The 25,151-nt window shown below is 72.1% G+C and carries 21 protein-coding genes and 1 pseudogene; 12 read left to right on the top strand and 10 right to left on the bottom strand.

Annotated elements, in window-relative coordinates; translation table 11 throughout:
• The first annotated feature begins 45 nt into the window (after positions 1 to 45).
• Positions 46 to 663, top strand: a complete 618-nt coding sequence (locus OG875_RS17605; protein WP_330175173.1) for a Uma2 family endonuclease — start codon at positions 46 to 48, stop codon at positions 661 to 663.
• A gap of 146 nt (positions 664 to 809) precedes the next feature.
• Positions 810 to 1,586, top strand: a complete 777-nt coding sequence (locus tag OG875_RS17600) for a TetR/AcrR family transcriptional regulator (RefSeq protein ID WP_330175172.1) — start codon at positions 810 to 812, stop codon at positions 1,584 to 1,586.
• Positions 1,587 to 1,629: 43 nt separating this feature from the next.
• Here OG875_RS17600 and OG875_RS17595 read toward each other — a convergent pair whose 3' ends face one another.
• Positions 1,630 to 2,646: a WD40 repeat domain-containing protein gene (locus OG875_RS17595; protein ID WP_443079131.1), complete on the bottom strand. Its 1,017-nt coding sequence runs from the start codon at positions 2,644 to 2,646 to the stop codon at positions 1,630 to 1,632.
• Here OG875_RS17595 and OG875_RS17590 point away from each other — a divergent pair.
• Together OG875_RS17590 and OG875_RS17585 are read left to right on the top strand one after the other, a co-directional pair.
• Entirely contained in the window at positions 2,639 to 2,830 is a 192-nt protein-coding gene (locus tag OG875_RS17590; RefSeq protein WP_330175171.1) for a hypothetical protein, read from the top strand. The genes OG875_RS17595 and OG875_RS17590 overlap by 8 nt on opposite strands.
• 110 nt (positions 2,831 to 2,940) lie before the next feature.
• Positions 2,941 to 3,924: an aldo/keto reductase gene (locus tag OG875_RS17585; protein WP_330175170.1), complete on the top strand. Its 984-nt coding sequence runs from the start codon at positions 2,941 to 2,943 to the stop codon at positions 3,922 to 3,924.
• Positions 3,925 to 4,201: 277 nt separating this feature from the next.
• Here the strand turns inward: OG875_RS17585 and thpR are convergent.
• The 3 genes and pseudogenes from thpR to OG875_RS17570 all read right to left on the bottom strand — a co-directional run.
• Positions 4,202 to 4,762 (bottom strand): annotated as a pseudogene (gene thpR, locus OG875_RS17580) (RNA 2',3'-cyclic phosphodiesterase); the annotation flags it as partial.
• Between the two features lie 169 nt (positions 4,763 to 4,931).
• Positions 4,932 to 6,275: an MFS transporter gene (locus tag OG875_RS17575; protein WP_330175169.1), complete on the bottom strand. Its 1,344-nt coding sequence runs from the start codon at positions 6,273 to 6,275 to the stop codon at positions 4,932 to 4,934.
• Positions 6,276 to 6,479: 204 nt separating this feature from the next.
• Complete coding sequence (locus tag OG875_RS17570) at positions 6,480 to 6,932, bottom strand: MarR family winged helix-turn-helix transcriptional regulator (protein WP_330175168.1); 453 nt, start codon at positions 6,930 to 6,932, stop codon at positions 6,480 to 6,482.
• A 171-nt stretch (positions 6,933 to 7,103) separates the two neighbouring features.
• Here OG875_RS17570 and OG875_RS17565 point away from each other — a divergent pair, with 171 nt between their 5' ends.
• Positions 7,104 to 7,286 carry a ribbon-helix-helix protein, CopG family gene (locus OG875_RS17565; RefSeq protein WP_330177784.1) on the top strand — a complete coding sequence of 61 codons (183 nt, stop codon included), beginning with the start codon at positions 7,104 to 7,106 and terminating at the stop codon, positions 7,284 to 7,286.
• A gap of 125 nt (positions 7,287 to 7,411) precedes the next feature.
• Here OG875_RS17565 and OG875_RS17560 read toward each other — a convergent pair whose 3' ends face one another.
• Complete coding sequence (locus OG875_RS17560; RefSeq protein WP_330175167.1) at positions 7,412 to 8,839, bottom strand: NCS2 family permease; 1,428 nt, start codon at positions 8,837 to 8,839, stop codon at positions 7,412 to 7,414.
• A 244-nt stretch (positions 8,840 to 9,083) separates the two neighbouring features.
• Here OG875_RS17560 and OG875_RS17555 point away from each other — a divergent pair, with 244 nt between their 5' ends.
• Positions 9,084 to 9,437, top strand: coding sequence for a DUF2530 domain-containing protein (locus OG875_RS17555; protein WP_330175166.1), 354 nt, complete (start codon positions 9,084 to 9,086; stop codon positions 9,435 to 9,437).
• A gap of 114 nt (positions 9,438 to 9,551) precedes the next feature.
• Complete coding sequence (locus tag OG875_RS17550) at positions 9,552 to 12,050, top strand: cation-translocating P-type ATPase (RefSeq protein ID WP_330175165.1); 2,499 nt, start codon at positions 9,552 to 9,554, stop codon at positions 12,048 to 12,050.
• Between the two features lie 97 nt (positions 12,051 to 12,147).
• On the opposite strand, the gene OG875_RS17545 is transcribed toward OG875_RS17550, so the two are convergent.
• From OG875_RS17545 to OG875_RS17530, 4 genes are all read right to left on the bottom strand, one after another.
• Entirely contained in the window at positions 12,148 to 13,005 is an 858-nt protein-coding gene (locus tag OG875_RS17545) for a calcium-binding protein (RefSeq protein WP_330175164.1), read from the bottom strand.
• 111 nt (positions 13,006 to 13,116) lie between these two features.
• Entirely contained in the window at positions 13,117 to 16,224 is a 3,108-nt protein-coding gene (locus tag OG875_RS17540; RefSeq protein WP_330175163.1) for a sacsin N-terminal ATP-binding-like domain-containing protein, read from the bottom strand.
• Between the two features lie 128 nt (positions 16,225 to 16,352).
• On the bottom strand, positions 16,353 to 17,012 hold the full coding sequence (locus OG875_RS17535; RefSeq protein ID WP_330177783.1) for a GntR family transcriptional regulator: 660 nt from the start codon (positions 17,010 to 17,012) through the stop codon (positions 16,353 to 16,355).
• A gap of 503 nt (positions 17,013 to 17,515) precedes the next feature.
• A complete protein-coding gene (locus OG875_RS17530; protein ID WP_330175162.1) occupies positions 17,516 to 18,271 on the bottom strand; it encodes a GntR family transcriptional regulator in 756 nt (251 codons plus the stop codon).
• A 97-nt stretch (positions 18,272 to 18,368) separates the two neighbouring features.
• On the opposite strand from OG875_RS17530, the gene OG875_RS17525 reads away from it, so the two are divergent.
• Positions 18,369 to 18,695 (top strand): hypothetical protein, encoded by a 327-nt coding sequence (locus OG875_RS17525; RefSeq protein ID WP_330175161.1) that lies wholly within the window; start codon positions 18,369 to 18,371, stop codon positions 18,693 to 18,695.
• A 977-nt stretch (positions 18,696 to 19,672) separates the two neighbouring features.
• Here the strand turns inward: OG875_RS17525 and OG875_RS17520 are convergent.
• Positions 19,673 to 20,596, bottom strand: a complete 924-nt coding sequence (locus OG875_RS17520; protein ID WP_330175160.1) for a DUF3027 domain-containing protein — start codon at positions 20,594 to 20,596, stop codon at positions 19,673 to 19,675.
• 419 nt (positions 20,597 to 21,015) lie between these two features.
• Here OG875_RS17520 and OG875_RS17515 point away from each other — a divergent pair, with 419 nt between their 5' ends.
• The 4 genes from OG875_RS17515 (at position 21,016) to OG875_RS17500 (ending at position 24,911) form a co-directional block, all read left to right on the top strand.
• Complete coding sequence (locus OG875_RS17515; protein ID WP_330175159.1) at positions 21,016 to 22,365, top strand: MFS transporter; 1,350 nt, start codon at positions 21,016 to 21,018, stop codon at positions 22,363 to 22,365.
• 264 nt (positions 22,366 to 22,629) lie between these two features.
• Positions 22,630 to 23,118: a DUF2771 domain-containing protein gene (locus OG875_RS17510; protein WP_330175158.1), complete on the top strand. Its 489-nt coding sequence runs from the start codon at positions 22,630 to 22,632 to the stop codon at positions 23,116 to 23,118.
• 168 nt (positions 23,119 to 23,286) lie between these two features.
• The gene (locus tag OG875_RS17505) at positions 23,287 to 24,048 is read left to right on the top strand and encodes a futalosine hydrolase (protein ID WP_330175157.1); all 762 of its coding nucleotides are present in this window, start codon (positions 23,287 to 23,289) and stop codon (positions 24,046 to 24,048) included.
• On the top strand, positions 24,045 to 24,911 hold the full coding sequence (locus tag OG875_RS17500; RefSeq protein ID WP_330175156.1) for a 1,4-dihydroxy-6-naphthoate synthase: 867 nt from the start codon (positions 24,045 to 24,047) through the stop codon (positions 24,909 to 24,911). Before OG875_RS17505 ends, OG875_RS17500 begins: the two co-directional genes overlap by 4 nt.
• The last annotated feature ends 240 nt before the right edge of the window (positions 24,912 to 25,151 follow it).

The raw sequence follows: 25,151 nt of genomic DNA, 5'->3' as shown, positions 1-25,151 counted from the left end.
ACGGCATACGATGATGGTCTCGACACCAGCCATCAGGAGGCCCGCATGTCTGCCGCAGCAGCCGAGCACCCCTGTGACGGACAGCCGGAAAGCCAGCTCGAGACGGCAGACACTCTCATGGAGCAGCTTCCCGGCTACCGCGTCGAGATCATCGGAGGCGTCATCACCGTGGCTCCACCCCCGGACGGCGCTCACGCGTCCGTGCTCACCGACGTCATGATCCCGTTCCTGGCCGTCGGGATACACGGTCAGGAGTCGAGAGTCCTCCAGAACGTCGGAGTGTGGCTGCCGAGCGGCCAGGAAGATTTCGCGATTCCGGATCTGGCGGTGGTCGACGCCGACTTCGAAGAGCATCTGTCGCAGTACAACTGCTACGACCCGGCCGTCTTCCGGCTGGTCCTCGAAGTCACCTCCGGCAACTACCAGCAGGACCTGCGGAACAAGGTCACCGCGTACGCCGAGGCCAAGATCCCGGTCTATGTGATCGTCGACCGCAAGCACAACCGGCTGCACGTCCTGACCGAGCCTGTCGCGGGCGACTACGCCAGCCACCGCATCCACGCGCCGGGCGAGCAGGTCGTCCTCCCCGACTCGATCGGTGCCGAGGTCAAGCTCGACGTCGCCGCCGTGCTCAAGGCCGGCGAGCCCAAAAAGACCACCTGACGCTCAGTGGCCGAGCCGCTGGAACCGGCGTACCGCGAGCGTACGAGCAGCAGCGTGATCACCACCGGCCAGGCGCCTGTTGAGTACGACGTACCCATTGAGCGTACAACGTACCCAATGGGCCCTCAGGCCACTAGGCTTCGGCCATGACGACAACCGAAAGCAGCGGCGGCGGCGATGTGTCGCGCAGCCTGGAGCTTCTCTGGGGGACCGGTGAGCGGGCGGCCCGGGGCCCGAAACCGGGGCTCTCGCTCGGCCGGATCGTCACCGCCGCCGTCGCGATCGCGGACGCCGAGGGGCTGGCCGCCGTCTCGATGCGCCGGCTCTCCGCGGAGCTCGGCGCGGGCACGATGTCGCTGTACCGCCATGTACCCGGCCGGGCCGAGCTCGTGGACCTGATGCTGGACCGCGTCCAGGGCGAGCCCGTCCGCCTGCCGCGACAGGACACCGCCGTACCGCGCGAGGACGGCGCCCCCGGCTGGCGGGCGACCGTCGAGACCGCCGCCCGCGCGGAACTCGCCCTCTACCGCGCGCATCCCTGGCTGCTCTCCGTCAACCAGACCCGCCCCGTCCTCGGCCCCGGCGCGGTCGGCGGCATGGAGGCGATGCTCGCCGGCCTCACGGGCACGGGGCTGACCGATCCGGAGCTGATCTCGGTGATCGTCATGGTCAGCGGTTACGTCTCCGGGGTCGCCCGCTCGCACCTCCAGACCGTCGAGGCGCGCACGGCGAGCGGCGTCGGCGACGACGAGTTCTGGCAGTCGCAGGAGCCGGTCCTGACCGAGGTGATGAGCAGCGGGCGCTATCCGGTGATGGCCGGGCTGTCGGCGGAGGCGTTCGCCCCCGACTTCGACCACTTCGAGTTCGGACTCCAGCGGCTGCTCGACGGACTCGCGGTCCTGGTCGAGCAGCGCACCGGCTGAATACCCGGTCCCGGCACGTGATCCCGATCCCGGTACGCCGGCGTCAGTCGCTCCCGCGCCGCCGCCTGAAGCCGAGGAACAGTACGGCGGCGCACACCAGCACCACCGCGCCCATCGTGAGATTCCCGCTGTCGCCGTCGCTCCCGGCGCCCTCGCCCGTACCGCTGCTGCCCGCGCCCCCTCCGCCACCGCCGCCGGACGAACCGTTCCCGATGTCGACGCGGTTGACCTCGCTGCGCGTGCCCTCGGTGCCGAACATCGCCGCCGATCCGTCCAGCGTGTACGTCACCGACTCCGCCTGGCCCTGGACCGGGGCGCGCACCCGGTGGTCGGCGCCGGGGCGGCCGTCCTTCCAGACGTACGCGCGGGCGCTGAAGTACGAGCGCAGCAGCAACTCCTTGCCGTCCGGCGAGAACGCGCCGTCCGTCACCCACGGCACTTCGCCCACGCGCGTGAAGGTGTTGGTGCCACCGGCCGTCAGCTTCGCCGGGCCCTCGTAGAGGGCGCCGCCGTCCTCGTTCTTCGAGGCGATGTAGACGCGGCCGGTGGTGGGATGGACCATCAGCGCCTCGGCGTCGCGGGGGCCGTCCTCGTACTTCACGGTGAACTGGGTGGCGTCGACCGTCGCGTCCGCGAGCCGCTCGGGCTCCGGGAAACGGTAGATCCAGACGTGGTCCCAGGTGCCGCCGAGGTTGTCACCGATGTCGCCGACGTAGATGTTCCCGTCGGCGCCGACGGAGATCGCCTCCATGTCGCGGGGCTCCCCGACCCCGCGCATCGTCAGGGTCGCGACGGTCTCACCCGTGCGGGAGTCGATGCCGTAAACGCGGGGCTGGTCCTGGTCGTTGTGCGTCCAGTAGACGCCGGGGTGCGCGCGGCTGGCGGCCAGGCCGCTGGACTCCGTGATGCGCGGGTCCGCGATCCGGAAGCTCCGGTCGGGGTCGGCGGCGGGGGCGGCGACCGCCGAGGGGGCCGCCGGAAGAAGGAGTGCCGCCGCCAACAAGGCGGTACCGGCGGCACGGAGACGCGAGGAGGCGCGCACGACCTTGACCATGACCATGACCCAAGACTGCCACCTCACCGCCACCTCACGGACCGGTACCGGCCGCCCGCCCGCGCACGGGGCGCCCGCACCCGTCGCAGACCGCGCGCGCCGGATCCTCGTTCAGCCGCCCGCACTCCTCGCAGACCAGCTCCAGCATGCACGGCGGCTCGCCGCCCTGTTCGTCCCCACCGGCGTGTGACATCGGCGCACCCCTTTTCTCCGGCGGCTCCCAGCGTACGGAACCGGCTCCGCGGGGCGGCCGGACAAGGGCTTGCTTCGAGCGCGCTCGAAGGCGTTGGCTGTTGAGCCATGAAGTACACGCAGCTCGGACGCACCGGACTCAAAGTCAGCCGACTCGTCCTCGGCACCATGAACTTCGGCCCGCACACCGACGAGGCCGACAGCCACGCCATCATGGACGAAGCGCTCGACGCGGGCATCAACTTCTTCGACACCGCCAACGTCTACGGCTGGGGCGAGAACAAGGGCCGTACGGAAGAGATCCTCGGCACCTGGTTCGCGCGGGGCGGCGGCCGTCGGGACAAGGTCGTGCTCGCCACGAAGGTCTACGGCAACATGGCGCCGGAGGGCGACCCGTGGCCCAACCACGACAAGCTGTCGGCCCTCAACATCCGCCGGGCGGTGGACGCCAGCCTCAAGCGGCTCCAGACCGACCACATCGATCTCTACCAGTTTCACCACATCGACCGTGACACCCCGGTCGAGGAGATCTGGCAGGCCATCGACACCCTGATACAGCAGGGCAAGATCCTCTACGCCGGTTCGTCGAACTTCCCCGGCTGGAAGATCGCCCAGACCAACGAGACGGCACGCCGGCTCGGCTCGTACGGCCTGGTCAGTGAGCAGTGCCTGTACAACCTCGCCGAGCGCCGCGCCGAGATGGAGATCATCCCCGCCGCGCGGGAGTACGGCCTCGGCGTCATCCCCTGGTCGCCGCTCCAGGGCGGGCTGCTGGGCGGCGTGCTCCGCAAGGAGCGCGAGGGCGGCAGCGCCAAGCGGTCGGTCGACCGCCTCAAGGACTCCACGATCCGTGAGCAGATACAGGCGTACGAGGACCTGCTCGCCAAGCACGGCATCGAGCCGGGCGAGGCGGCCCTGGCCTGGCTTCTCACCCGCCCCGGCGTGACGGGCCCGATCGTCGGCCCGCGTACGTCGGAACAGCTGGAGTCCGCGGTGCGCGCGGTCGAACTGGAGCTGTCGGACGAGGTCCTGGCGTCCCTGGAGGAGATCTTCCCGGGTCCGGGCCCGTCCCCGGAGGCTTTCGCCTGGTAGCACCCCGGTCGCCGGGCGGGCGGCGGCGACCGCGGCTGGCCGCCGCCGCCCGTCCGCCCGTCGGGCGGCGGTGTCAGCCGAACACCGACGTCACGGCGACGATCACGAACATCAGCACCAGGGCCGCGGCCATGATCCGGTTACGGGTTTTGGGGTCCACACGTCGAGATTAACGGCCACCGGCGGCGGGACTCCCGCCGGGCCTCGTGGCGGGCTTCCCGCCGGGCCTCGTGGCGGGCTCCGCGTCCGGCTTCCCGGTGGGCTTCCCGGCCGGCTGCCCGGTGGGGCACCGCAGCAGCGTCTCGTAGCGCGGCTGCTCGCCCGTCACCCCGGCCACGGGCAGCCGGCTCCGTACCAGCGCCAGCTCCCCGACCTCCCACGCCGTGCCCTCGAAGCCGTCGAGCGCGGCGGCGTACGGCCGCAGATCCGTCTCGGAGCGTGTGCGGGCCAGCGTGAGATGGGGCCGGTACGCCCGGTGCTCCTCCATCGGCAGCCCGGTCCGGCGCGCGGCGGCGTCCGCGCGCTCGGCGAGACGCCGCAGCTCGGCGATCCCCCCGGCGGCGCCCGCCCACAGCGCGCGCCCCCCGAAGTGCCCGCCGCCGCGCAGCCGCAGCGAGAACGGCTCCGTACGACGCGCCGCCCGCTCCAGCCGCTCACCCAGCTCGGGCACGAGCCTGTCGTCCACCTCGCCCATGAAGGCGAGCGTGAAGTGCCAGCCCGCCTGTCCGGTCCACCGCAGTCCGCCGGCCCCGGGCAGCCCCCGTACCCGCCGCGCGACGGCGGCGGCGAGTTCGTCGGCGGCGTGCGCGGGCGGCAGTACGGCGGCGAAGAGACGCATGCCGGCCAGTCTGGCACCCCGGCATGACCAGGTCACCGTGAGTATCGTTGTCCCGCGCGGCTGCCGAGATTCGTACGGCGGCGGGGAGGAGCGCCACGATGACCGTCGTAGAGACCGACATGGCCGACGAGAGCGACGAGCCCCCGCAACTGACCTGACGGCCCGGCACTCACGCCGCCGTCGCCAGGCGTCGTTCCCGCTGGACGAACGTCACATGAGGGCGTCCCCGCCGCAGGTCTATCTTGACGCGCAGGCCGCCCACCCGGGCGAGCATCACGCCCACTCCCACCGCCGCCAGCGCGGCGACCGCGCCGCCGGAGGCGAAGCCGATCCTCGCGCCGTACGTGTCGGTGATCCAGCCGACGAGGGGGGCACCCAGCGGTGTGCCGCCCGTGAAGACCATCATGAACAGGGCCATCACCCGGCCACGCATGGCCGGGTCCGTGGTCATCTGGATGCTGGAGTTGGCGGTGACGTTGACGGTCAGACCGCACATGCCGATCGGCACGAGCAGCACGGCGAAGAGCCAGAACGAGGGGGCGAACGCCGTCACGATCTCCAGTACGCCGAAGAGCAGCGCCGCCGCCACCAGCAGCCGCATCCGGGAGGTGCCCCGGCGGGCCGCGAGCAGGGCGCCGATCAGGGAGCCGGTCGCCATAAGGGTGTTGAGCAGGCCGTACGTACCGGCGTCGGCGTGGTAGACGTCGTCCGCGAACGCCGAGAGCCAGATGGGGAAGTTGAAGCCGAAGGTGCCGATGAAGCCGACGAGCACGATCGGCCAGATCAGCTCGGGCCTGCCCGCCACGTAGCGCAGCCCCTCCCGCAACTGGCCCTTGCCGCGCGGGGTGCGGGCGGCCTTGTGCAGTTCGGAGGTGCGCATCAGCAGCAGACCGGTGAGGGGCGCGATGAAGGAGAGGCCGTTGAGGAGGAACGCGTAGCCGCTGCCGACGGCCGTGATCAGGACACCGGCGACGGCCGGGCCGACGAGCCGGGCGGACTGGAAGTTGGCGGAGTTGAGGCTGACCGCGTTGCGCAGCTGGTCCGGGCCGACCATCTCGTGCACGAACGACTGCCGTGCCGGGTTGTCGACCACGGTGACCAGGCCGAGGACGAACGCCGTGGCGTACACGTGCCAGACCTGGACCTGGCCCGTGAGGGTGAGGGCGGCGAGTGCGAGGCCGGTGACCCCCATGGCGGCCTGGGTGCCGAGGAGAAGGGTGCGTTTGTTGCACCGGTCGGCTATGACGCCGCCGTACAGGCCGAAGAGCAGCATCGGCAGGAATTGCAGGGCCGTCGTGATGCCGACGGCGGTGGAGGAGCCGGTGAGGGTGAGCACCAGCCAGTCCTGGGCGATGCGCTGCATCCAGGTGCCGGTGTTCGACACGACCTGTCCGGTGGCGAAGAGCCGGTAGTTGCGGATCTTCAGCGAGCTGAACATGCTCGTGCGGGGCTGTCGGGTGGGGTCGGGGGTGGCTGGTGCGGGTGCGGAGTCTGCTCCGGGTCCCGTACTCAAAATCGGTTCGCCTCCTCGGCGTCGGCGGTGTTGTTCAGCGGTCGCGTACGGGGTTCCAGGGGTGTGCGGGCTCGCGGAGGCGCGGGCCGGGCGGGTGGTGGACAGGAGCGGGGGCGGGAACGAGGGCGTGGGGGACGAGCGCCTGGGCGCGGCCTACGCGGACGAGGGCGCTGGCGGGGACGGGGGCGGCGGCCGGGGCGGGGGTCACAGCTGGGCGAGTTTCTCCAGCACGGGCGCGGCGGCCCGGAGCTTGGCCCACTCGTCGTCGTCCAGCCCGGCGGCCACGGTGGTCAGCCACGCGTTCCGCTTGCGGCGGCTCTCCTCCAGCATGGCCTCGGCCTGCTCGGTCGGTGTGACGACCTTCTGCCGGCGGTCCTCGGGGTGCGGCTCCAGCCGGACCAGGCCCTTGGCTTCGAGGAGGGCCACGATGCGGGTCATCGACGGCGGCTGTACGTGCTCCTTGCGGGCCAGCTCACCGGGGGTGGCCGAGCCGCAGCGGGCGAGGGTGCCGAGGACCGACATCTCGGTCGGGCTCAGCGACTCGTCGACCCGCTGGTGCTTCAGACGCCGGCTCAGCCGCATCACGGCCGAGCGGAGTGCGTTCACGGCGTCCGCGTCGCCCGCGTGGTCGCCGTCGCCGTGCGAGAGATCAGCCATGGTCGTTAGCGTAACTCATTACCTTGGCTAAGGAAAATGGAATCAGCGCCCGCGCGCCAGGAGGCACAGATCCCACACATCCCACACATCGCGGCCTGCAAAGTCACTCGAACGAGTGAGGAATCCCGGAAGGCCACGCCTCGGCCCGTGCCCGCCCCGACGCTGGTCGGCATGGGATCGACGGTGCTCAGCCTGCGGATGGACGGTGAGCTGCTCGAACGGATCCGGCAGCACGCCGCGCGGCGCGGCATGAGCGTCCAGGACTATGTGGTCGGGACGCTCATGCGCGACGACTTCGACGAACGCTTCAAGGCGTCGGTCGACGAGACGGAGCGGTTCTACGGCGCCGCGTAGGCCGGGCGCCGCAGAACCGGGGCACGGCGGTGGCCTCCCGTGGGAACGCCACCTCGGGGAGCCGGTGCGGCAGGACTTCAGGACGTCCGGGCTTCAGGACGTCCGGGCTTCAGGACGTCCGGGCTTCAGGACGTCAGGCCCAGCGCCGGCATCGCGTAGTAGAAGAGGAAGACCGCCGACACCATGTACATCGCGACCGGCACCTCACGGCCCCGCCCGGCCGCCAGCCGCAGCACGCTGAAGGCGATGAAGCCGATGCCGATGCCGTTGGTGATCGAGTACGTGAACGGCATCAGCGTCATCGCCAGGAACGCCGGCACGGCGACCGTGAAGTCGCTCCAGTCGATGTCCTTCACCGACCCGGCCAGGATCAGGAAGCCCACCGCCAGCAGCGCGGGCGTCGCGGCCTGGGACGGGACCATCGTGGCGACCGGGGTCAGGAACAGCGCCAGCGAGAACAGCGCGCCGGTCACCACGGACGCCAGTCCGGTCCTCGCCCCCTCGCCGACCCCCGCCGTGGACTCCACGAAGCAGGTGGAGGCGGACGACGAGGTCGCGCCGCCGGACGCGACGGCGATGCCGTCCACGAACAGCACCCGGTTGATCCCCGGCAGCCGCCCCCGCTCGTCCATCAGTTTCGCCTCGTCGCCGACGCCGAGGATCGTGCCCATCGCGTCGAAGAACGTGGACAGCAGGACGGTGAAGACGAAGAGGATCCCGGTGACGACGCCGACCTTCTCGAAGCCGCCGAAGAGACTGAACTCCCCGACCAGTCCGAAGTCCGGTGCGGCCACCGGGTTTCCCGGCCACTCCGGGGTCGTCAGACCCCAGCTCGGCACGTCCGCGACCGACTCGACGACGAGCGCGACGACCGTCATGGCCACGATGGAGATCAGGATCGCGCCGGGCACCTTGCGGATGATCAGTACGAGGGTGAGCAGCGCGCCGAGCGCGAAGACCAGCACGGGCCAGCCGTTGAGGTGCCCGTCCGGGCCGAGCTGGAGCGGCACGGTGGTGTGCGCGGCGTCCGGGATGCGGGAGACGAAGCCGGAGTCGACCAGGCCGATCAGCATGATGAACAGGCCGATACCGATGGCGATGCCCTTGCGCAGGCTCGCCGGTACGGCGTTCATCACCCGTTCCCGCAGCCCGGTCGCGACCAGCAGCATGACCAGGAAACCGGCGAGGACGACCATGCCCATGGCGTCGGCCCAGCTCATGCGCGGGGCGAGCTGGAGCGCGACGATCGTGTTCACGCCGAGTCCGGCGGCGAGGGCGATCGGCACGTTGCCGATGACGCCCATCAGCAGCGTGGCGAAGGCGGCCGTCAGGACGGTGGCGGTGACGAGCTGGCCGCTGTCGAGCTGGTGGCCGTACATGTCCTTGGCGCTGCCGAGGATGATCGGGTTGAGCACGATGATGTACGCCATCGCGAAGAAGGTGGCGAAGCCTCCGCGCACCTCACGGCCGACGGTGGAGCCGCGCTCCGTGATCTTGAAGAAGCGGTCGAGTGCGACCGGTGATGGGGTGGTGGCCTGATCCTGGACGGGCATGCGCAACCTCGGTCGTGGCGGTCGTGGCGGTCGTGGCGGTCGTGGCGGTCGTCGGACGTTCGAACAGTCGTGACGGTCATTGGACGTTCGGACGAATCGAACAGGCCATCCGCCAAAACGGGTTCAGTATGAACAGATAGGTTGATGATCGCTATCTCCGCGCGTAGAGCCTTGGCGTACGGGCCCGGCCCCGCCCGCGCCTCCGCCGGGCCCGGCCTCGTACCCCGCCGCCTACACTGAGCGCATGGCCAAATGGACCCCGACGCACGAGGCACCCGAGCCCCTCGAAGGGCCGGTCGTCCCGACCATCGTCGGCGGCACCGTCCTCTGGTTCGTCCTCTTCGTGGTGCAGGTCCCGTTCTACGGCTGGTTCGAGGACCACGGGCACACCTGGTGGGTGTGGACCTGTCTGGCCGGAGCCGGGCTCGGGCTGATCGGCATCTGGTACGTCCGCAGGCGGGAGACCGCGATCAGGCGCGCGACGGCGGACCGGCACGCGGGCGGGGGCGCGGACGGACGCGCGGGCAGTGGCGCGGACGGGGACGCGGGCACGGACGGCGGCGGGGACGGCGACACGTCCGGGACCCCCGCGCCGTAGTACGGGTCGCTCCGGTACCAGGGGATTACCGGCGGGCCGGGCCCCTCGTACCACGGTCGGATCTTCGGGCCGGGCAACGCGGGAACGCCCGCTCACCGCCGTAACGTCGACCTCATGACTGAGCGGCCGAAGACCGACACCGACGACGGCGAGCCACGCGGCCCCTCCATCGACGCGGGCGCGGAACTCGACCCCGTGCACCCCGTCGCTCCCCCGCGCCCGGACGGCCCCGGGAGACCGGCCGGGCCGGACAGGCCGGCCGGGCGCGCCGCCGGACTGACCTCGGCCGAGGTCGCCGAGCGGGTCGCGCGGGGCGAGGTCAACGACGTTCCCGTACGCAGCAGCCGGTCCACCGGCGAGATCGTCCGCGCCAACGTCTTCACCCGGTTCAACGCGCTCATCGGGATCCTCTGGGCGATCGTGCTCCTGGTCGCGCCCATCCAGGACAGCCTCTTCGGCTTCGTGATCATCGCCAACACGGGCATCGGCATCATCCAGGAACTGCGCGCCAAACGGACCCTGGACGGTCTCGCCGTCATCGGGGAGGCCAGACCGGTCGTACGGCGTGACGGTGCCGCGACAGGCATCCCGACCTCCGGGATCGTCCTCGGCGACGTGGTCGAACTCGGCCCCGGTGACAAGGTCGTGGTGGACGGCGAGATCGTCGAGGCCGACAACCTGGAGGTGGACGAGTCCCTGCTGACCGGTGAGGCCGACCCGGTGCTCAAGCACCCCGGCGACCCGGTGATGTCGGGCAGCTTCGTGGTCGCGGGCGGCGGCGCGTTCCGGGCGACCAAGGTGGGACGGGAGGCGTACGCGGCCCAACTCGCCGAGGAGGCTTCGCGCTTCACGCTCGTCCAGTCCGAACTGCGCACCGGCATCAGCACGATACTGAAGTACGTGACCTGGATGATGGTCCCGACCGCGATCGGGCTGATCATCAGTCAGCTCGTCGTCAAGGAGAACGACTTCAAGGACTCCGTCGCGCGGACCATCGGCGGCATCGTCCCGATGATCCCGGAGGGCCTGGTCCTGCTCACCTCGGTCGCCTTCGCGATCGGCGTCATCCGGCTCGGCCGCAAGCAGTGCCTGGTACAGGAGTTGCCCGCGATCGAGGGCCTGGCCCGCGTCGACGTCGTGTGCCTCGACAAGACCGGCACGCTCACCGAGGGCGGTATGAACGTCACCGAGCTCCGGCCGCTGGGCGACGCGGACGAGGGCCGGGTCCGTACGGTGCTCGGCGCCCTCGGCGCGTCCGACCCCCGGCCCAACGCCAGCCTCCGGGCGGTCGTCGACGCCTACCCGGGCACCCCGGGGTGGCGCGCGACGGCGGCGCTGCCGTTCTCGTCGGCCCGCAAGTACAGCGGCGCCACGTTCGAGGAGAACGGCGCCGGTGGCCCCACGAGCTGGCTGCTCGGCGCGCCCGACGTGCTGCTGCCGGAGGGCGATCCGGCGCTCGACGGGATCGACGCGCTCAACGAACAGGGCCTGCGGGTCCTGCTGCTGACCCGCGTCGACGGCGCGCCCGCGCTGGACGCGCCCGGCGTGAGCGACGGCGCCGTGCCGACGGCCCTCGTGGTGCTGGAGCAGCGGCTGCGTCCGGACGCAGCCGAGACGCTGACGTACTTCGCCGCGCAGGACGTCTCGGCGAAGGTGATCTCCGGCGACAACGCGGTCTCGGTCGGCGCCGTGGCGGCGAAGCTCGGCCTGCCGGGCGCGGACCGTACGGTCGACGCGCGCCAACTGCCGTCCGAGCGGGAGGAGATGGCGCGGGCCTTGGAATCGGCGTCGGTCTTCGGCCGGGTCAGCCCGCAGCAGAAGCGGCAGATGGTCGGGGCGTTGCAGTCGCACGGCCATACGGTCGCGATGACCGGTGACGGGGTGAACGACGTACTCGCGCTGAAGGACGCCGACATCGGGGTCGCGATGGGGTCGGGTTCGGAGGCGACCCGGGCCGTCGCGCAGATCGTCCTGCTCAACAACAGCTTCGCCACCCTGCCTTCGGTGGTGGCGGAGGGCCGCCGGGTGATCGGCAACATCACCCGGGTCGCGACCCTGTTCCTGACGAAGACCGTCTACTCCGTGCTGCTGGCGATCCTGGTGGTGTGCACACAGGTGGAGTACCCGTTCCTGCCCCGGCATCTGACGCTGATCTCCACGCTCACGATCGGCGTCCCGGCGTTCTTCCTGGCCCTCGCGCCGAACAAGGAGCGCGCCCGGCCCAACTTCGTCCGCAGGGTGATGCGTTACTCGGTGCCCAGCGGGACCATCGCCGCGGCCGCCACGTTCGTCGCGTATCTGCTGGCCCGCTCGCACTACAGCGGTCCGGGCGCGCTGGCCGCCGAGACGAGCGTGGCGACGCTGACCCTGTTCCTGGTCTCGATGTGGGTCCTGGCGATCATCGCCCGCCCCTACACCTGGTGGCGGGTGGGACTGGTGCTGCTGATGGGCTTCTGCTTCCTGCTGGTCCTGGCCGTACCCGCGCTCCAGAACTTCTTCGCCCTGAAGCTGGTGGGCACGACGCTCCCCTGGGCGGCGGTGGCGATCTCGGCCGTGGGCGCGGTCCTGCTGGAGATCGCCTGGCGCCTGGTGGACCGCCGGTTCCCGGCTTAGCGGGCGGAGAGACGGCGACGGCGGAGGGACCCCGTGCGTGGTGCGCGGGGTCCCTCGTGGCTGGTGCAGTGGCGGCTGGGCCGTGTCTGCCTCGTGGTTACTTCACGTCGACGAAGTCGCCGGCCGGCACGATCGCCGGGGTGGTGGACGTACCGGCGAAGTTCCAGCGCCAGTAGCCGTCGACGCTCGCCTTGACGGTGGTCTTCAGGGTGCCGGTCGTGGAGGTCTTGACCGTCTTGAGCGTGGTGTAGCTGGTGCTGGTCGACTTGCGGAACTGGAGCTGGACGGACTGGGTCGCGTAGCCCTTGTAGGTGCCCGTCTCCCAGTTGGCGCGGGACAGCTTGCCCGTGACCGTGATCGTGCCGCCCTTCTTCACCGGCTCGGGCGCGGCGTTGACGTCCAGCTTGGACAGGCGCTGGAGGCTCGTCTTTGCGAACTTGTCGCTCTGGGTGCTGTAGCCGTCGTTCGCCAGCACGTAGGCGCCGACATTCCAGGTCTTGGAGTCGCTGTTGACCAGCCAGAGCGGGTCCACCTCGATGGTCTGCGTGCAGGTGGAGGTGGTGTTGGCGGCGTTCGCCACGCAGGTGGCGGGGCCGGTCGCGCCGAAGCCGAACGCTTCGGGGTCGTCCAGGCTGGAGCCGATCCAGATGATCGCGTCGGAGGCGGCGATGCCCTCCGGGTGCGACGCGGTGATCGAGAGGGTGACCTTCTTGACGGCGGTGGCGCCGACGACGATGGGCTTGCCGCCGTTCACCACGGCCTTGTTGATCACCGGGGCCTCGGCGGCGGCGCGGGCGTTGCCCTTCGACGCGGCGCCGGTGCCCTGGTGGGTGGCGGAGCCGTACGACGGCACGCCGGGACGGTCTGCGGTGGGCGCGGCCTGGGTGGTCGGGACGGTCAGGGCCGACAGAGCCAGGGCACCGGTCACGACTGCGACGGTGGCGCGGATTCGCATGCATTTCCCCATGGGTCAGTGAGCCTGTTGGCTCGACCGGTCAGACGACGAAACGGGGCAGATGGTTGTGCGCCGAGTGACTTTTTGGTGAAGATCACACGCTCGGCCCGTTCAGTCGAACCAGCGGTCGCGGGCCAGTTCGTCCGTACGTGACGCGTCCTCCAGCAGCGCGGCCACCTCGAAGCGGCGCGGCCACTGCCCCGCCGACCAGGCCAGCCCGGCGGCGACCCCCTCCACGGTGGCGGCGTGGACCGTGCCGTCCGGGGTGCGCCGCCAGTCCAACTCCACGCCGCCCGCGAGCAGTTGCTCGTGCTCCACGTAGGTGGCGGGGGTGCCGGCCCCGAGCAGTACGTGGACGGACTCCGGTACCTCGTACTCCTCGCCCTCGGTGGTCACCTCCGCCGTGACGCTCTCGCCGAGCCGCCCCACCTGCAACAGTTCCGCCAGGTCGGCGGCGCGCGCCGGGGCGACCGGCAGCAGCGGGAGTCCGCCGGCCAGCGGCAGCAGGTCGGGCGCGTCCGCGATCAGGGCGTCCGCCGCGTCCACGATCCGCACCTCGCCGTCCACGACGGCGCGCAACTCGTCGGGGAGGGTGACCTGTTCGGGGTCCAGGTGGGCGACGGCCGTGTAGAGGGCGTGCAGTTGACGGGCCGTCACCTCGCGGTCCGGGTCGGCGAGGCGGCCCAGCAGTTCGGCGGCGCCGCCCGGTTCGTCCAGCAGCGCGGCGACCGAGGTCCGTACGCCCAGGGCCCGCAGCACCTGCGCGTCGTCGAAGCCGGACGCGTCCACGGAGTCGTACAGCCCGTTCAGCAGCGGGTCACCGCCCGCCGCGCGCAGACCGGCCGGGCGGCGGCCGTCGAGCACCGGGTGGTCGCGCAGCCACCAGGCGGTGTACGAACGCACGCTCTCGGTCGTGCCGTCGGGCAGCAGGACGCGGACGGGCGCGGTCAGCGCGTCGCGCAGCGGCGGCCGGGCCAGCAGGGCGAGGGCGCGGGGCCAGGCGTCGTCGTCCACCAGGTCCAGATCGCGTACGGCGACGATCTCGGTGGCGACCGGCGGCACGGGTGTCCCGGGCAGCCGGTCCAGTACGTCCTCGCACCAGACGTCGACGGCGTCGAGCAGCCCGGCGTCGTCCGGCTCGGCGAAGTCGCCGTCGCGCGGCTCCAGTTCGTCGGGGTCGAGGACGACGTCCGTGGCGCGTACCAGGGCGAAGGTGGCCAGCACCCCGCAGGCGGCGAGCGGCTGTTCGCCCCAGCGCTCGGCCAGGTCGGCGTCGCACAGCGCCAGTTCGTCCTCCCGCATGATGTCGGCGAACGGGCTTCCGGGCAGGACGAGTTCACCGGCCGGGGCGAGTTCGCCGTCCTCGTCGGGCAGGGCGAGGGCGGCCAGCCACGGCTCGTCACCGGCCTCCAGGTCCGCGTCCCGCACCAGAGCGAGGACCGTCTCCGCCAGCTCATCCGCGTCCAGCGACCGCTGGTCGTCCCAGACCTCCTCGGAGTCCAGCGAGGCGGCGACCGCCGCCCGTACCTCCGGGGTGGTCAGCACGGCGCGCGGGGTGGCGGGCAGCGCGCCCAGCTTCTCCAGCAGCGGGTGGGCGGCGTCCGGGTGGGCGACCTTCAGGCCGAGCCTGGCCAGGTCGGCCGGGGTGTCGGCGAGCGGCAGCAGGACCCGCCGGGGCCCGATGGCGGTACGTCCGCCGGCCAGCGGCACCGGCAGTCCGGACAGCCGGTCCGGGTCGACCCCGGCCAGCGACTCGTACAGCCGGTACCACCACTCGGGGGCGCGCTCGGCGCCGCCGATGCGCTCGATGGCGTCGCCGAGCGGCAGCCGGCCCACCGTCAGGGACCGCAGCTCGGCGCGCCGTTCGAGCCCGGCGGGCAGCAACGTGGGCAGAACCTCGGCCAGTACGCGTACGGTGTCGGCGCCCGCGCCCTCCACGACCTCCGCCTCGAAGGGCCGCAGCGCGGTCAACTCCTCGCTGGGGGCGGCCGGTTCGAGGAAGGCGACGCGGGGCAGCCGTTTGAGGATCGCGGCCCGCAGCACCCCGTCCAGCTCGCCCTTGCCGAGCGGCCCCGGCACCAGGTCGATGGTGCCGGTGGACACCGGCCGCCAGTCGCCGAGGAGTTCGGCGTAGGCGTCGGCGGCGCGCTCCACGAGGAAGTCGGTGAGCGGTCCGGGCGCGGGGTGGCGCCGGGTGGGGTCCAGCGGCAGCGAGGCGATCAACAGGGCGGGCACGCCCAGCGGTTCGTCGGTCGGTGTCGGCGCGTGCACGACGGGCGCGGTACGGGGCGGGACCGGGGCGCCCGCCTCGTCCACGGGGACGGCCCAGGTGACGGACCAGTGGGGCCGCAGACGTTCCTCGACGGGCCGGTCCGTGAGAAGGCCGGGGTCGGTGGCGCCGTGGTGGCTGACGACGCGCCAGCGGCTCGGGGCGTCGGCGGCGCTGTCCTCGACACGCACGTACGGGCCGTGCTCGCCGCGCGTCAGCACCCGCTCGCCGTCGGGTGTTTCGACCACGATCTCGGCGAGTCCGGGCAGGGTCAGCAGCAGCGCGTCGTCGATCGCTGCGAGCAGCCGCTCGACGAGGTCGAGGGCCGTCCCGTCGCGCAGAGGCAGGATGACGACCGTGTCGTACCCCTCCGGGGCGCTGCCCTCGGCGGGCAGCGGCAGCCGCAGCAGCGGCACGTGCCCGTCACGGCGGCGCAGTTCGTCGCCGAGCCCGGGGCTCGCCCCGGCGGCCTCCTCGGCCAGCCCGCGCGCCTCGGCCAGCGACCAGCGCACACCGCCGTGCCTGCCGACGACGGCCGGCTCGTCACTGACGGCGATGACGGCGGCGAACCCGACCCCGAAGCGCCCGACGGCGGACTCGTGCCCCTCCTCGCGCTTGGCGGAGGCCCGCAGGGTGCTGAGCGATTCGACGCCGGCCGCGTCCAGGGGGGCGCCCGTGTTGGCGGCGACGAGCACGGCGGGGCCCTCGGCCCCGGCGGGCCGCAGGGTGAGCCGAAGGCGGCCCGGGGTGCCCGCGCGGGCGGCGGCGTCGGCGGCGTTCTGCGCCAGCTCGACGACCAGCCGGTCCCGGTAGCCGCCGAGGGCAAGGTCCTCCTCGGCGTTGGCGTCCTCCCGGAAGCGGGCGGGCCCCGCGGCCCACGAGTCCAGTACCGCACGCCGCAGCCGAGCCGTTCCGAACGGGTCGGCCCCCTCGGTCGTCGTGACGCTCACCCTGTGACTCCGCTCTGTCCACGCCGCCGATTCCACGCCGGCGGCTGCCGGTCCCGTATGGCCAAGTGTGCGGGCCCGAACGTACCGCGCGTCACGACCGCGGCGGGGTGCGGGTCCACCACTCCGGGTCAGGAGAGCGCGAGAGGGTGCCCGGGTGCGTACACGCCCTCGCCGACGCCGATCACGGTGTCCCCGGTGACGTACACGCTGCGCATCACGAGCAGCGCGTGGTTCTCGTCCCGGTCCTCGTCCCGGCCCTCGCCGAGGCCGAGATCGGCGCGGTCCTGCGGGGTGGCGATGCGGGCGTCCACGGTCCTGGAGGCGACGGTCACGGTCTGGCCGGAGCGCTGCTGGTAGACCGCCTGCCACGACGGATCACAGGCTTCCGGCTCGTCCACCTCCGTTACGACGGCGGCGACTTCGAGGCTGACCCAGGACTGGGACGCCTGGAGGACGACATCCCCGCGCTGAACGGTTTGCGCGCGGTTCACGCACTCACCTTCGCCCAGGATGCCCGCGACCCATTCGGGCGCCTCGACCCGGACGCTGTGCCTGTGGTGGATGGTCTCGTCGGGCTGGGTGATCCCGATCAGGATGCGCCGCGTCCCGGAGATGAGCGCGCGCCGGTCCCTGACGAAGACGCCCTTGCCCTGCTGTCCATGGACATAGCCCTCCGCCTTGAGCAGGGCGATGGTGCGGTAGACGGCGTTGTCGGACAGGTTGAACTGCTGCATGAGGAAGCGGGTCGGGGGAATCTTGTCGCCCGCCTTGAGCGTCCCGGCGTCGATCCGCGCTTTCAGTTACGCGGCCATGCCTGCGACCGTCCCCGGCATTGGGTCTCCTTCGAGTGCTTCCTGTCGGATGTTCCCCGACCATAGCCCACCCTGCTCAAGCTTCCGATAGGAAGTCACTTCCTACAGGAAGCCGTCTGCCACAGATGCCGTCGGCGCTGGTTCACCGACGCGTGAATGGAGGAGTGGGCCATGATCGGCGAAGCACGGCCAGAAACGGGGACCACGGCTTTCGACGCCGCCAGGGCAGGCCGGCCACGGACCGGCGGAAGGCCGGAGAGCAGTACACGCCATGGCGGTGGGCCAATCAACCTCGCTCGGAACAAGGCGAGTTGAGCGAAGCCGTCGACCACGCCCCCACACGTCGGACCACACAGTGGCACCGCGCACGCCGCCACCGACCACATGACGCGACCCGCCGGAGCGGGGCCCATGCCCCTCAGGCAGGGACGGCAGGGCCTGCCCCGTACGAGACAGAAGCGCCGTCGTGTGCCCGCGGTTCAGTCGTCCAGGTCGATGACGAAGTCAACGACCGTGGTGTCGCCTCTGCGCACGATCGGATGTGCGACCTCCACGACACGCCCACTGTCCGCGATGTGACGCCGCGTGTAACGCAGCACCGGAACCCCGGCGCCCACGCGCAGAGTCGCGGCTTCGGCCTCCGTGGGCATCGCCGCCGTGAAACTTTCGGCGATCCGGTTGACGCGGATACCCAGGCTGCCGAGCTGGGCGCGCGTGCCGCCCGGCCACGGCTCGTTGATCGGATCCGCCACGGGCGTACCCGCGACGTCCGACCAGCGCACATAGCTGGTGGACATCTGCGTCGGCTGGTCGTTGTCATAGAAGACGAAGTGCCGGGCGAGGAGCCGTTCACCGGACTCGCACTCGAACAGCGCGGCCAACTCGGCGTTGGCCTCGACCCGTTCGAACCGCTTGTCGAGCCGGCACTCGGACCAGCTGATGCCCTGGTCACGGGTGTACGGCGTGGCCCTGGCACCGGAGGCCGTGCGGTACCGGTCGGCTGCCATGCGGTGAACGGGTGGCTGCGGTCTCACCCGCGTCCCGGCTCTCGCCTTGGACTCGATCAGCCCCTCGTTGCGGAGCAGGCCGAGCGCGTTGCGGATCGTCGTCTCCGATACGCGGTACGCCTCGCACAGTTCGGGGAGCGTGGGCAGCCGGTCACCCGGCCCGTACTCGCCGGAGGAGATGCGGCGCCGCAAGTCAGCGGCGATCCGCAGGTACTCGGGCTGTGCCACCGCCACACCACCTTCCTCAATGATCGCGCCAATCTGTACACACATACTCTCCCCTCCCACTTGACCAGCGCCAACTCTCGGCGAGACGGCACCGCAAGTGGGGGCCTCGGTTCTCGACACCGCCGTCGGCGGACTGGCCGAATACCGGGGGACTGCCGCCGCCGGGCTGTGGCGGTTGCGGTCGTTCAACGGCGTGGACGAATGGGAGGCGCGCCCCGAGGACGTGCGGCGGACGGAAGAAGTCCACGTACCGGGCGCCATCGCGATCCCTGCCGCGCGCACCGAGCGTGACGAGTGCGTCGCGTGGCGATGGGCCGAACAACTTGCCTTAGATGAAGGCGAGTTGAGCGAAGCCGTCGACTGCCGTCTCTACTCCGGACGGCACCGGAGCGCCGCGCACGCGACCGCTTGTCGCACGGCGTGACCCGCCGGAGCGTTCAGCCGTCCACGTCGAAATCGAAGTCGACCACTGGGGTGTCCCCACTGGGCACGATCGGATGTGGGACCTCCACGACCCGCCCCGTGTCCGCGATGTGCCGTCGGGTGAACCGCAGCACACGGACTCCGGCACCGACCGCCGAGTCGCGGCCTCCGACTCCGTCGGCATCGCCGCGGTGAAACTTTCGGTGACGCGGTTGACGCCGATTCCCGGACCGCCGAGCCGAGCGCGCGTTGCCGCCCGGCCACGGCTCGTTGACGGGCGAGTCCGCGACGGCGCCTCCGATACGCGGTACGCCCCGCACAGTTCGGGGAGCGAGCGCGGTCGGCCAGTGCTCTCGCGTAGGAGATGCGGCGCCGCAGGTCAGCGGCGATCCCCGGGCACTCGGGCCGGGTCACCGCCGCACCAGCGTCCGTTGCCCTGGCGGTACCTGTGCTGGTCCTCGGGCGTCGGGGTGAAGTACGTCCGGCACCTTGTGCAGTACCAACGCCACTCGTCGGGGTCCGCGCACACACCGGTCATGTCCTTCCACACCGCGATGCGGCACGCGTTGCAGTGCGGAGGAGGAAGGGGCATCACCGCGGTGATTCCGTCCGGGTTCATACGGCCAGCGTCCTGAGCCGGGGCGTGGGTGTCCGGCGGACTCGCTGCCGGCCACCCGAACGGGGGACCTTGGCGATCTCCGTACCGGTGTCGGCGCGGCCGGCGGGGACCGGACCGTCGCGCCGTGCGGCGAACCCTGTCCGGCGGAATGTCAACGGCCGGTCGCGGAAGCCCTGGTTGCCACTGCGGGCGCGCTCCGACGGGCGCCGGGGCCGCCCCCGACGCGCGCGTGGAGCGGGCCCGGCAACGTCTCGGTCACGAGGGTGACTTGGGCGACGCGTCGCCCACCGGCACCAGCACCGGGCGGCGACGTACGCCGCCGCCTCCCGTACCCGCCACGCCCAACGAGCGCCCGCGCCTCAGTGCTGGTCCGGTGCCCCGGGCGGTCCGTCCCCAGCCGCGCCCAGTTCGAACGCGTCCGCGCCCAGTTCGTCCAGGACGTGCGGGGCCGGGCGGGGTGGCGTGGGCATGACCGCCGCCTCGGAGTGGCCGCCGCAGCCGTACGCCAGTGAGACCACCCGGCCGTCCGCCGGTGAGAACTCGTTCGCGCAGACGCCGAACGCCTGCCGCAGCGAGCCCGCCAGCGGCAGCAGGAAACCGCACGACACGCAGGGCGCGGGAGCCGCCTGTGCCATCGGGGTCTTCGCGCCGAACGCCTCGTCCCACCGGTCGGCCGCGATGTGGAGCCCGTAGCGGGACAGCACCCGGGCCCGGCGCATGCCCAGTTCCTCGGCGACCGAGGCGATCGTGCCGCGCGCGATGACCGGGAGGGCCGCGTCGACCGGCTCGCCGCCCCGGTCCGTCTCCTCCGCGTCCTCCGCCTCGACCAGGTCGGCCAGGGCCCCGGGGGTGATGACGTCCGGCAGGGCCGAGTTCGGCGGCGGGGCGTCCTCGCCGCTGTAGCCGGGCTCCAGACGCAGGTCCTCGGCCTCGGTCGGCAGCAGATCGCCGGGGCCCATGTCGCCGGGGCGCAGCCGGTCGCTCCAGGGCACCCATTCGGGCGCCTGGAGGGAGTCGGGGCCGGGCAGCAGCACCGTTTCGTCAAGGGTGACGATCTTGGAGCGGGACGCGCGGGCGACGGTCACCGCCCAGCGCCAGCCCCGGTAGCCCATCTCCTTGCATTCGAAGAGATGCGTGACGACGCGGTCACCCTCGGAGACCGCCGATACGTGCTCGCCGACGACGCCCGGCGCGGCAGCCTCCTCGGCTGCCGCCCTCGCGAGGTCTACCGCCTCGGCACACAGGCGGTCGGGGGTTCGGCTTCGAGTCGTCGCAGCACTCACAGGTCTCGCTTCTCTCCTACGCCGTTTCACGGGTGCGCCTGGCCGATTCACGATGTACGGGCCGAGGGCGGAGCGGACCAGAGGGCCGCATCGACGTCCACGCCCGACTTCTCCCGGGCACACCTACCGTCACCCATTCTGCGGGATGACAAAGAGGCGCGCGGCCGGGAACAACCGCCGGAGTCGCGCTACGCACGCTACCCCCTCCACCGCCCGGCGCCCACCTGCACGCCCCCTTTCCCGGAGTTCGGCCAGCCCGGAGGCGGTGCGGGCACCTCGGGGAGGGCCCGGAACGGACGGGTCGACGGGTGCGGGACACGCCGGGAAATCCCTGCAAAGTAATGAGAAGAACCACCGGGCTCCGCGCGTCAGCGACGTCCTGGGCGTTCCGCCACGGGAAGTCGGGGCAGTATGACGGGGTGGCAGCCGTCAGGTCGTCCGAGAGACCCGGGCCGTTCCGCCGAGCGGGCCGGACGGTCGGGCGCGCCCTGCGCCGGCCGTTCACCGGCACCGCGAGGGGCATCCGCCGGGCCACGCACGCGCACGGCGCGGGCGAATCGGGCCTCGGGCGGCTGATCGAGCTCCACGCGGTGAACGGCGCGGGCGACGTCATGATCACCGTCGCCCTCGCGTCGACGGTCTTCTTCTCCGTACCGACCGACGAGGCCCGTGGCCGCGTCGCGCTCTACCTGGCCGTCACCATGGCCCCCTTCGCCCTGCTCGCCCCGGTCATCGGCCCGCTCCTCGACCGTGTCCCGCACGGCCGCCGGGCCGCGATGGCGGGCGCGATGCTGACCCGGGCGCTGCTCGCGCTGACCATGTCGGGCGCGGTCGCGACCGGCGGTCTGGAGCTGTATCCGGCCGCGCTCGGCGTGCTGGTGGCGTCGAAGGCGTACGGGGTCGTCCGCAGCGCCGTCGTCCCCCGGCTGCTGCCCCCGCGCTTCCCCCTGGTGCGGGCCAATTCGCGGGTGACGCTCGCGGGGCTCCTCGCGACGGGCGCGGCGGCCCCGATCGGGGCCGGGCTCCATCAGCTCGGGCCGCAGTGGCCGCTGTACGGCGCGTTCGTCATCTTCATCGCGGGCACGTTCCTGGCGTTCACCATGCCGCCCAAGGTCGACTCCGCGAAGGGCGAGCGCAAGGCGCAGCTCGTCGCGCGGGCGGGCAAGAAGCGGCCGAGTCTGCGGACCGTCGGCCCCTCCGTCTTCAACGGCCTCCAGGCGAACGCGGCCCACCGCGCGCTCTCCGGCTTCCTGATCTTCTTCCTGGCGTTCCTGCTGCGCCAGCATCCGCTGGCGGGGGAGAGTGCCGCCTTCTCGCTGGCCATCGTGGGTGTCGCCGCCGGTACGGGCAACGCGGTCGGTACGGCGGTGGGCGCCTGGCTCAAGGCCCGCGCGCCGGAGCTGATCATCGTGACGGTGCTGACGCTGGCCCTGACGGCGGCGATCTGCGCGGCGGTCTTCTTCAGCGGCGTGATGATCGCGGTGCTGTGCGCCACGGCCGGTTTCACCCAGGCGCTGTCCAAGCTGTCGCTGGACGCGGTGATCCAGCGGGACGTGCCGGAGGAGGTCCGTACGTCGGCGTTCGCCCGTGCCGAGACGCTGCTCCAGATGGCGTGGGTGGTGGGCGGCGCGATCGGAATCGCCCTGCCGCTCAACGGGGTTCTGGGGCTGTCGGTGGCCGCCGCGCTGGTGGCGACCGGGGCGGTGTTCTCCGTACGGGGGCTGCTGGGCGCCGCCCGGCACGGCGCGCCGCATCCGCGCGCCGCGTGACGGCCGCCGGACGGACAGCCGACGGACGCCGGACGGCTCACGGCTGACAGCTGACGGACGGCTGACGGCTGACGGCTGACGGCCGCGTGACGTACGTTCCGTCGTTCCGGTGGTTCCGCCGTTGCGTCGTTCCGGTCGTTTCGTGGGAGGAGCCCGAGGTGTTCCGTTCGAGGACCCTTGGTGTTCGTTTCGAGGAGCCCCGGCTCCCACGGCGCGCCGCACCCGCGCGTCGCGCGGACGCGGCCGGGCGATAGCCTTCGGCCCATGACCGTTGCGTTTATCTCTGCCAGGGCCCGCCGGGCCGGTGTCGCGCTGGGCGCCGTCTCCGCGGGCCTGCTCGTCCTCTCGGCGTGCGACAAGCCGACGCCGATCGCGACGGTGACGATCGGTACCGACTCGGTGCACTCCGAGGCGGCCTGCTACCAGGACGGCAAGTCGCTGGGCAGCCAGCCCACGCTCCAGAAGTGCCTCAACGACTCGCCGGGGAAGACCGTGTCGGTCTCGCTCGACGACCCGATCCACTTCGGTGTCGACCCGTCGATCGCGCACAACGGCTGGACCTTCTACGTCGAGGGCCAGCGGGCCGAGGCGCAGCCGAACAAGGACACCTACCGGACCATCCAGGCAGGCCAGTTCTTCGCCTCGCAGACGGGTACGCCCGTGCGGGCGGTGAATCTGAGCATCGTGGAGACGAGCGACAAGGAGAAGGCCGTGGTCGGGGTCTGGAACTTCGAGCTCAAGCAGAAGTCCTGACGCGTCGTGAGCGTTCCGGCGCCGTGGGCACCGTGGGTGTCGTGGGCACCGTGGGTGTCGTACGCGTTCTGACGTCATGACCGTTCCGGCGTCGTGAGCGCTTTCCGGACCCGGCGCCCCCGCCCTGCCCGGCGCTGATGTTCCGCCGTCTCCGAGGAAGGGGCGTTCGTGCGCGTACTGGTGGTGACGGCCGTGGCCGCCGAGGCCGACGCGGTCTGCGCCGGGCTCGGTACGGACCCGGCCCCGGTCCCCGTTCTTCTGCCGGGTGGTTACGCGCTCGCCTCCCACCCGGCCGCCGACGTACTGGCCGCCGGGGTCGGCCCGGCCGCGGCGGCGTCCGGTACGGCGACGGCGCTGGCCGCCGCGACACTCGCCCGCTCCCCGGCAACGGCCACCTCCCCCGCCCCCGCCCGCTCGGCGTCCCCGTCTCCGCCTCCGTCTCCGTACGACCTCGTCGTCTCGGCCGGTATCGGCGGCGGGTTCCAGCCGTCGGCCCCGGTGGGGTCCCTGGTGGTGGCGGACGCGATCGTCGCCGCCGATCTGGGCGCCGGGACGCCCGACGGGTTCCTCCCGGTGGACGAACTGGGCTTCGGCCGCACCGTGCACCACCCGCCCCCGGAGTTGTCCGCCCGGCTCGCGGGCCTGCTGGGCGCCGCGTACGCGCCGGTGCTGACCGTCTCCACCGTGACCGGATCGGCCGCCCGTACCGCGGAACTGACGATGCGTCACCCGCGCGCCGCCGCCGAGGCCATGGAGGGCTTCGGTGTCGCGGAGGCCGCCGCGGCGTACGGCGTGCCGGTGGTCGAGATCCGCGCGGTCTCCAACGCCGTTGGCCCGCGCGACCGTTCGGCCTGGCGCATCGGCCAGGCGCTGGAGGCGCTGCGGTCCGCCTTCCGGCAACTCAGCCCCGTCTTCGAGGAGTCGACATGAGCCACGCCGACGACACCGCGCGGCCGCCGCTGCGGATCGCGTACTCGCCCTGCCCGAACGACACGTTCGTCTTCGACGCCTGGGCGCACGGCCGGGTGCCGGGCGCGCCCGGACTGGACGTGACGTTCGCGGACATCGACCTCACCAACGGCATGGCGCAGCGCGGCGAACTGGACGTGCTGAAGGTCTCGTACGCCGTGCTGCCGTGGGTCCTGGACCGGTACACGCTGCTGCCGTGCGGCGGCGCGCTCGGCCGGGGCAACGGCCCCCTGGTCCTGACCCGTGGGCCGGGCGCCGACCTGACCGGCGCGACGGTCGCCGTACCGTCCGAACGGTCCACCGCCTACCTGCTGTTCCGGCTCTGGGCGGCGGCGGTCCTGCCGGGCGGGGTGGGCCGGATCGTGGTGCTGCCGTTCCACGAGATCATGCCGGCGGTCCGTGACGGGAAGGTCGACGCGGGGCTCGTCATCCACGAGGCACGGTTCACCTACCAGAACTACGGGCTGCACCGGCTCGCCGACATGGGCGAGCACTGGGAGTCCACGACGGGGCTGCCGATCCCGCTGGGCGCGATCATCGCCAAGCGGGAGCTGGGCGCCGAGACACTGCGGACCCTGGCGGAGTCGGCGCGTACGTCGCTCCGTATGGCCTGGGCCGACCCGGCCGCCTCGCGCCCGTACGTCCGCGCCCACGCGCAGGAGATGGACCCGTCGGTGGCGGACCAGCACATCGCCCTGTACGTCAACGAGTTCACGGCGGACCTGGGCCGGGACGGCTACGGGGCCGTGCACGCCCTCCTGACCCGCGCGGCGGCGGAGGGGTTGGTGCCGCCGCTGGAGCCGGAGGCGCTGGAGTTCGTCTGACGGCCGAGCGGGCGGGCTGACGACGGGCCGGGTGTACGGACCTCTCGCGCGTGTACCGGCGGGTGGGGGCGGGCAGGGTGTACCGACGGAGCGGGACGGACGGGCCGGACGGGTGGGCATGAACGGACAGACGGATACACATGGGCGTGGACGGACGGATGCGCCACCTGCGACGGGTGCGACGGGTTTACCCGGACGGACGGGTACCGGCGGGACCTCGGTCCTAGGACCGGTTCCCAC

This window comes from Streptomyces sp. NBC_01498, assembly GCF_036327775.1.
Classification (GTDB): domain Bacteria; phylum Actinomycetota; class Actinomycetes; order Streptomycetales; family Streptomycetaceae; genus Streptomyces.
The sequence above is the reverse complement of the archived record's forward strand: the minus strand, read 5'-3'. Positions and strand labels throughout refer to the sequence as shown.

Coding starts and splice junctions, on each gene's coding strand:
- OG875_RS17595 (WP_443079131.1), bottom strand. CDS start 2,646: ATGGTCATGGTCAAGGTCGTGCGCGCCTCCTCGCGTCTCCGTGCCGCC.
- OG875_RS17590 (WP_330175171.1), top strand. CDS start 2,639: ATGACCATGACCCAAGACTGCCACCTCACCGCCACCTCACGGACCGGT.
- OG875_RS17585 (WP_330175170.1), top strand. CDS start 2,941: ATGAAGTACACGCAGCTCGGACGCACCGGACTCAAAGTCAGCCGACTC.
- OG875_RS17555 (WP_330175166.1), top strand. CDS start 9,084: ATGGCCAAATGGACCCCGACGCACGAGGCACCCGAGCCCCTCGAAGGG.
- OG875_RS17565 (WP_330177784.1), top strand. CDS start 7,104: ATGGGATCGACGGTGCTCAGCCTGCGGATGGACGGTGAGCTGCTCGAA.
- OG875_RS17570 (WP_330175168.1), bottom strand. CDS start 6,932: ATGGCTGATCTCTCGCACGGCGACGGCGACCACGCGGGCGACGCGGAC.
- OG875_RS17500 (WP_330175156.1), top strand. CDS start 24,045: ATGAGCCACGCCGACGACACCGCGCGGCCGCCGCTGCGGATCGCGTAC.
- OG875_RS17510 (WP_330175158.1), top strand. CDS start 22,630: ATGACCGTTGCGTTTATCTCTGCCAGGGCCCGCCGGGCCGGTGTCGCG.
- OG875_RS17545 (WP_330175164.1), bottom strand. CDS start 13,005: ATGCGAATCCGCGCCACCGTCGCAGTCGTGACCGGTGCCCTGGCTCTG.
- OG875_RS17600 (WP_330175172.1), top strand. CDS start 810: ATGACGACAACCGAAAGCAGCGGCGGCGGCGATGTGTCGCGCAGCCTG.
- OG875_RS17550 (WP_330175165.1), top strand. CDS start 9,552: ATGACTGAGCGGCCGAAGACCGACACCGACGACGGCGAGCCACGCGGC.
- OG875_RS17560 (WP_330175167.1), bottom strand. CDS start 8,839: ATGCCCGTCCAGGATCAGGCCACCACCCCATCACCGGTCGCACTCGAC.
- OG875_RS17605 (WP_330175173.1), top strand. CDS start 46: ATGTCTGCCGCAGCAGCCGAGCACCCCTGTGACGGACAGCCGGAAAGC.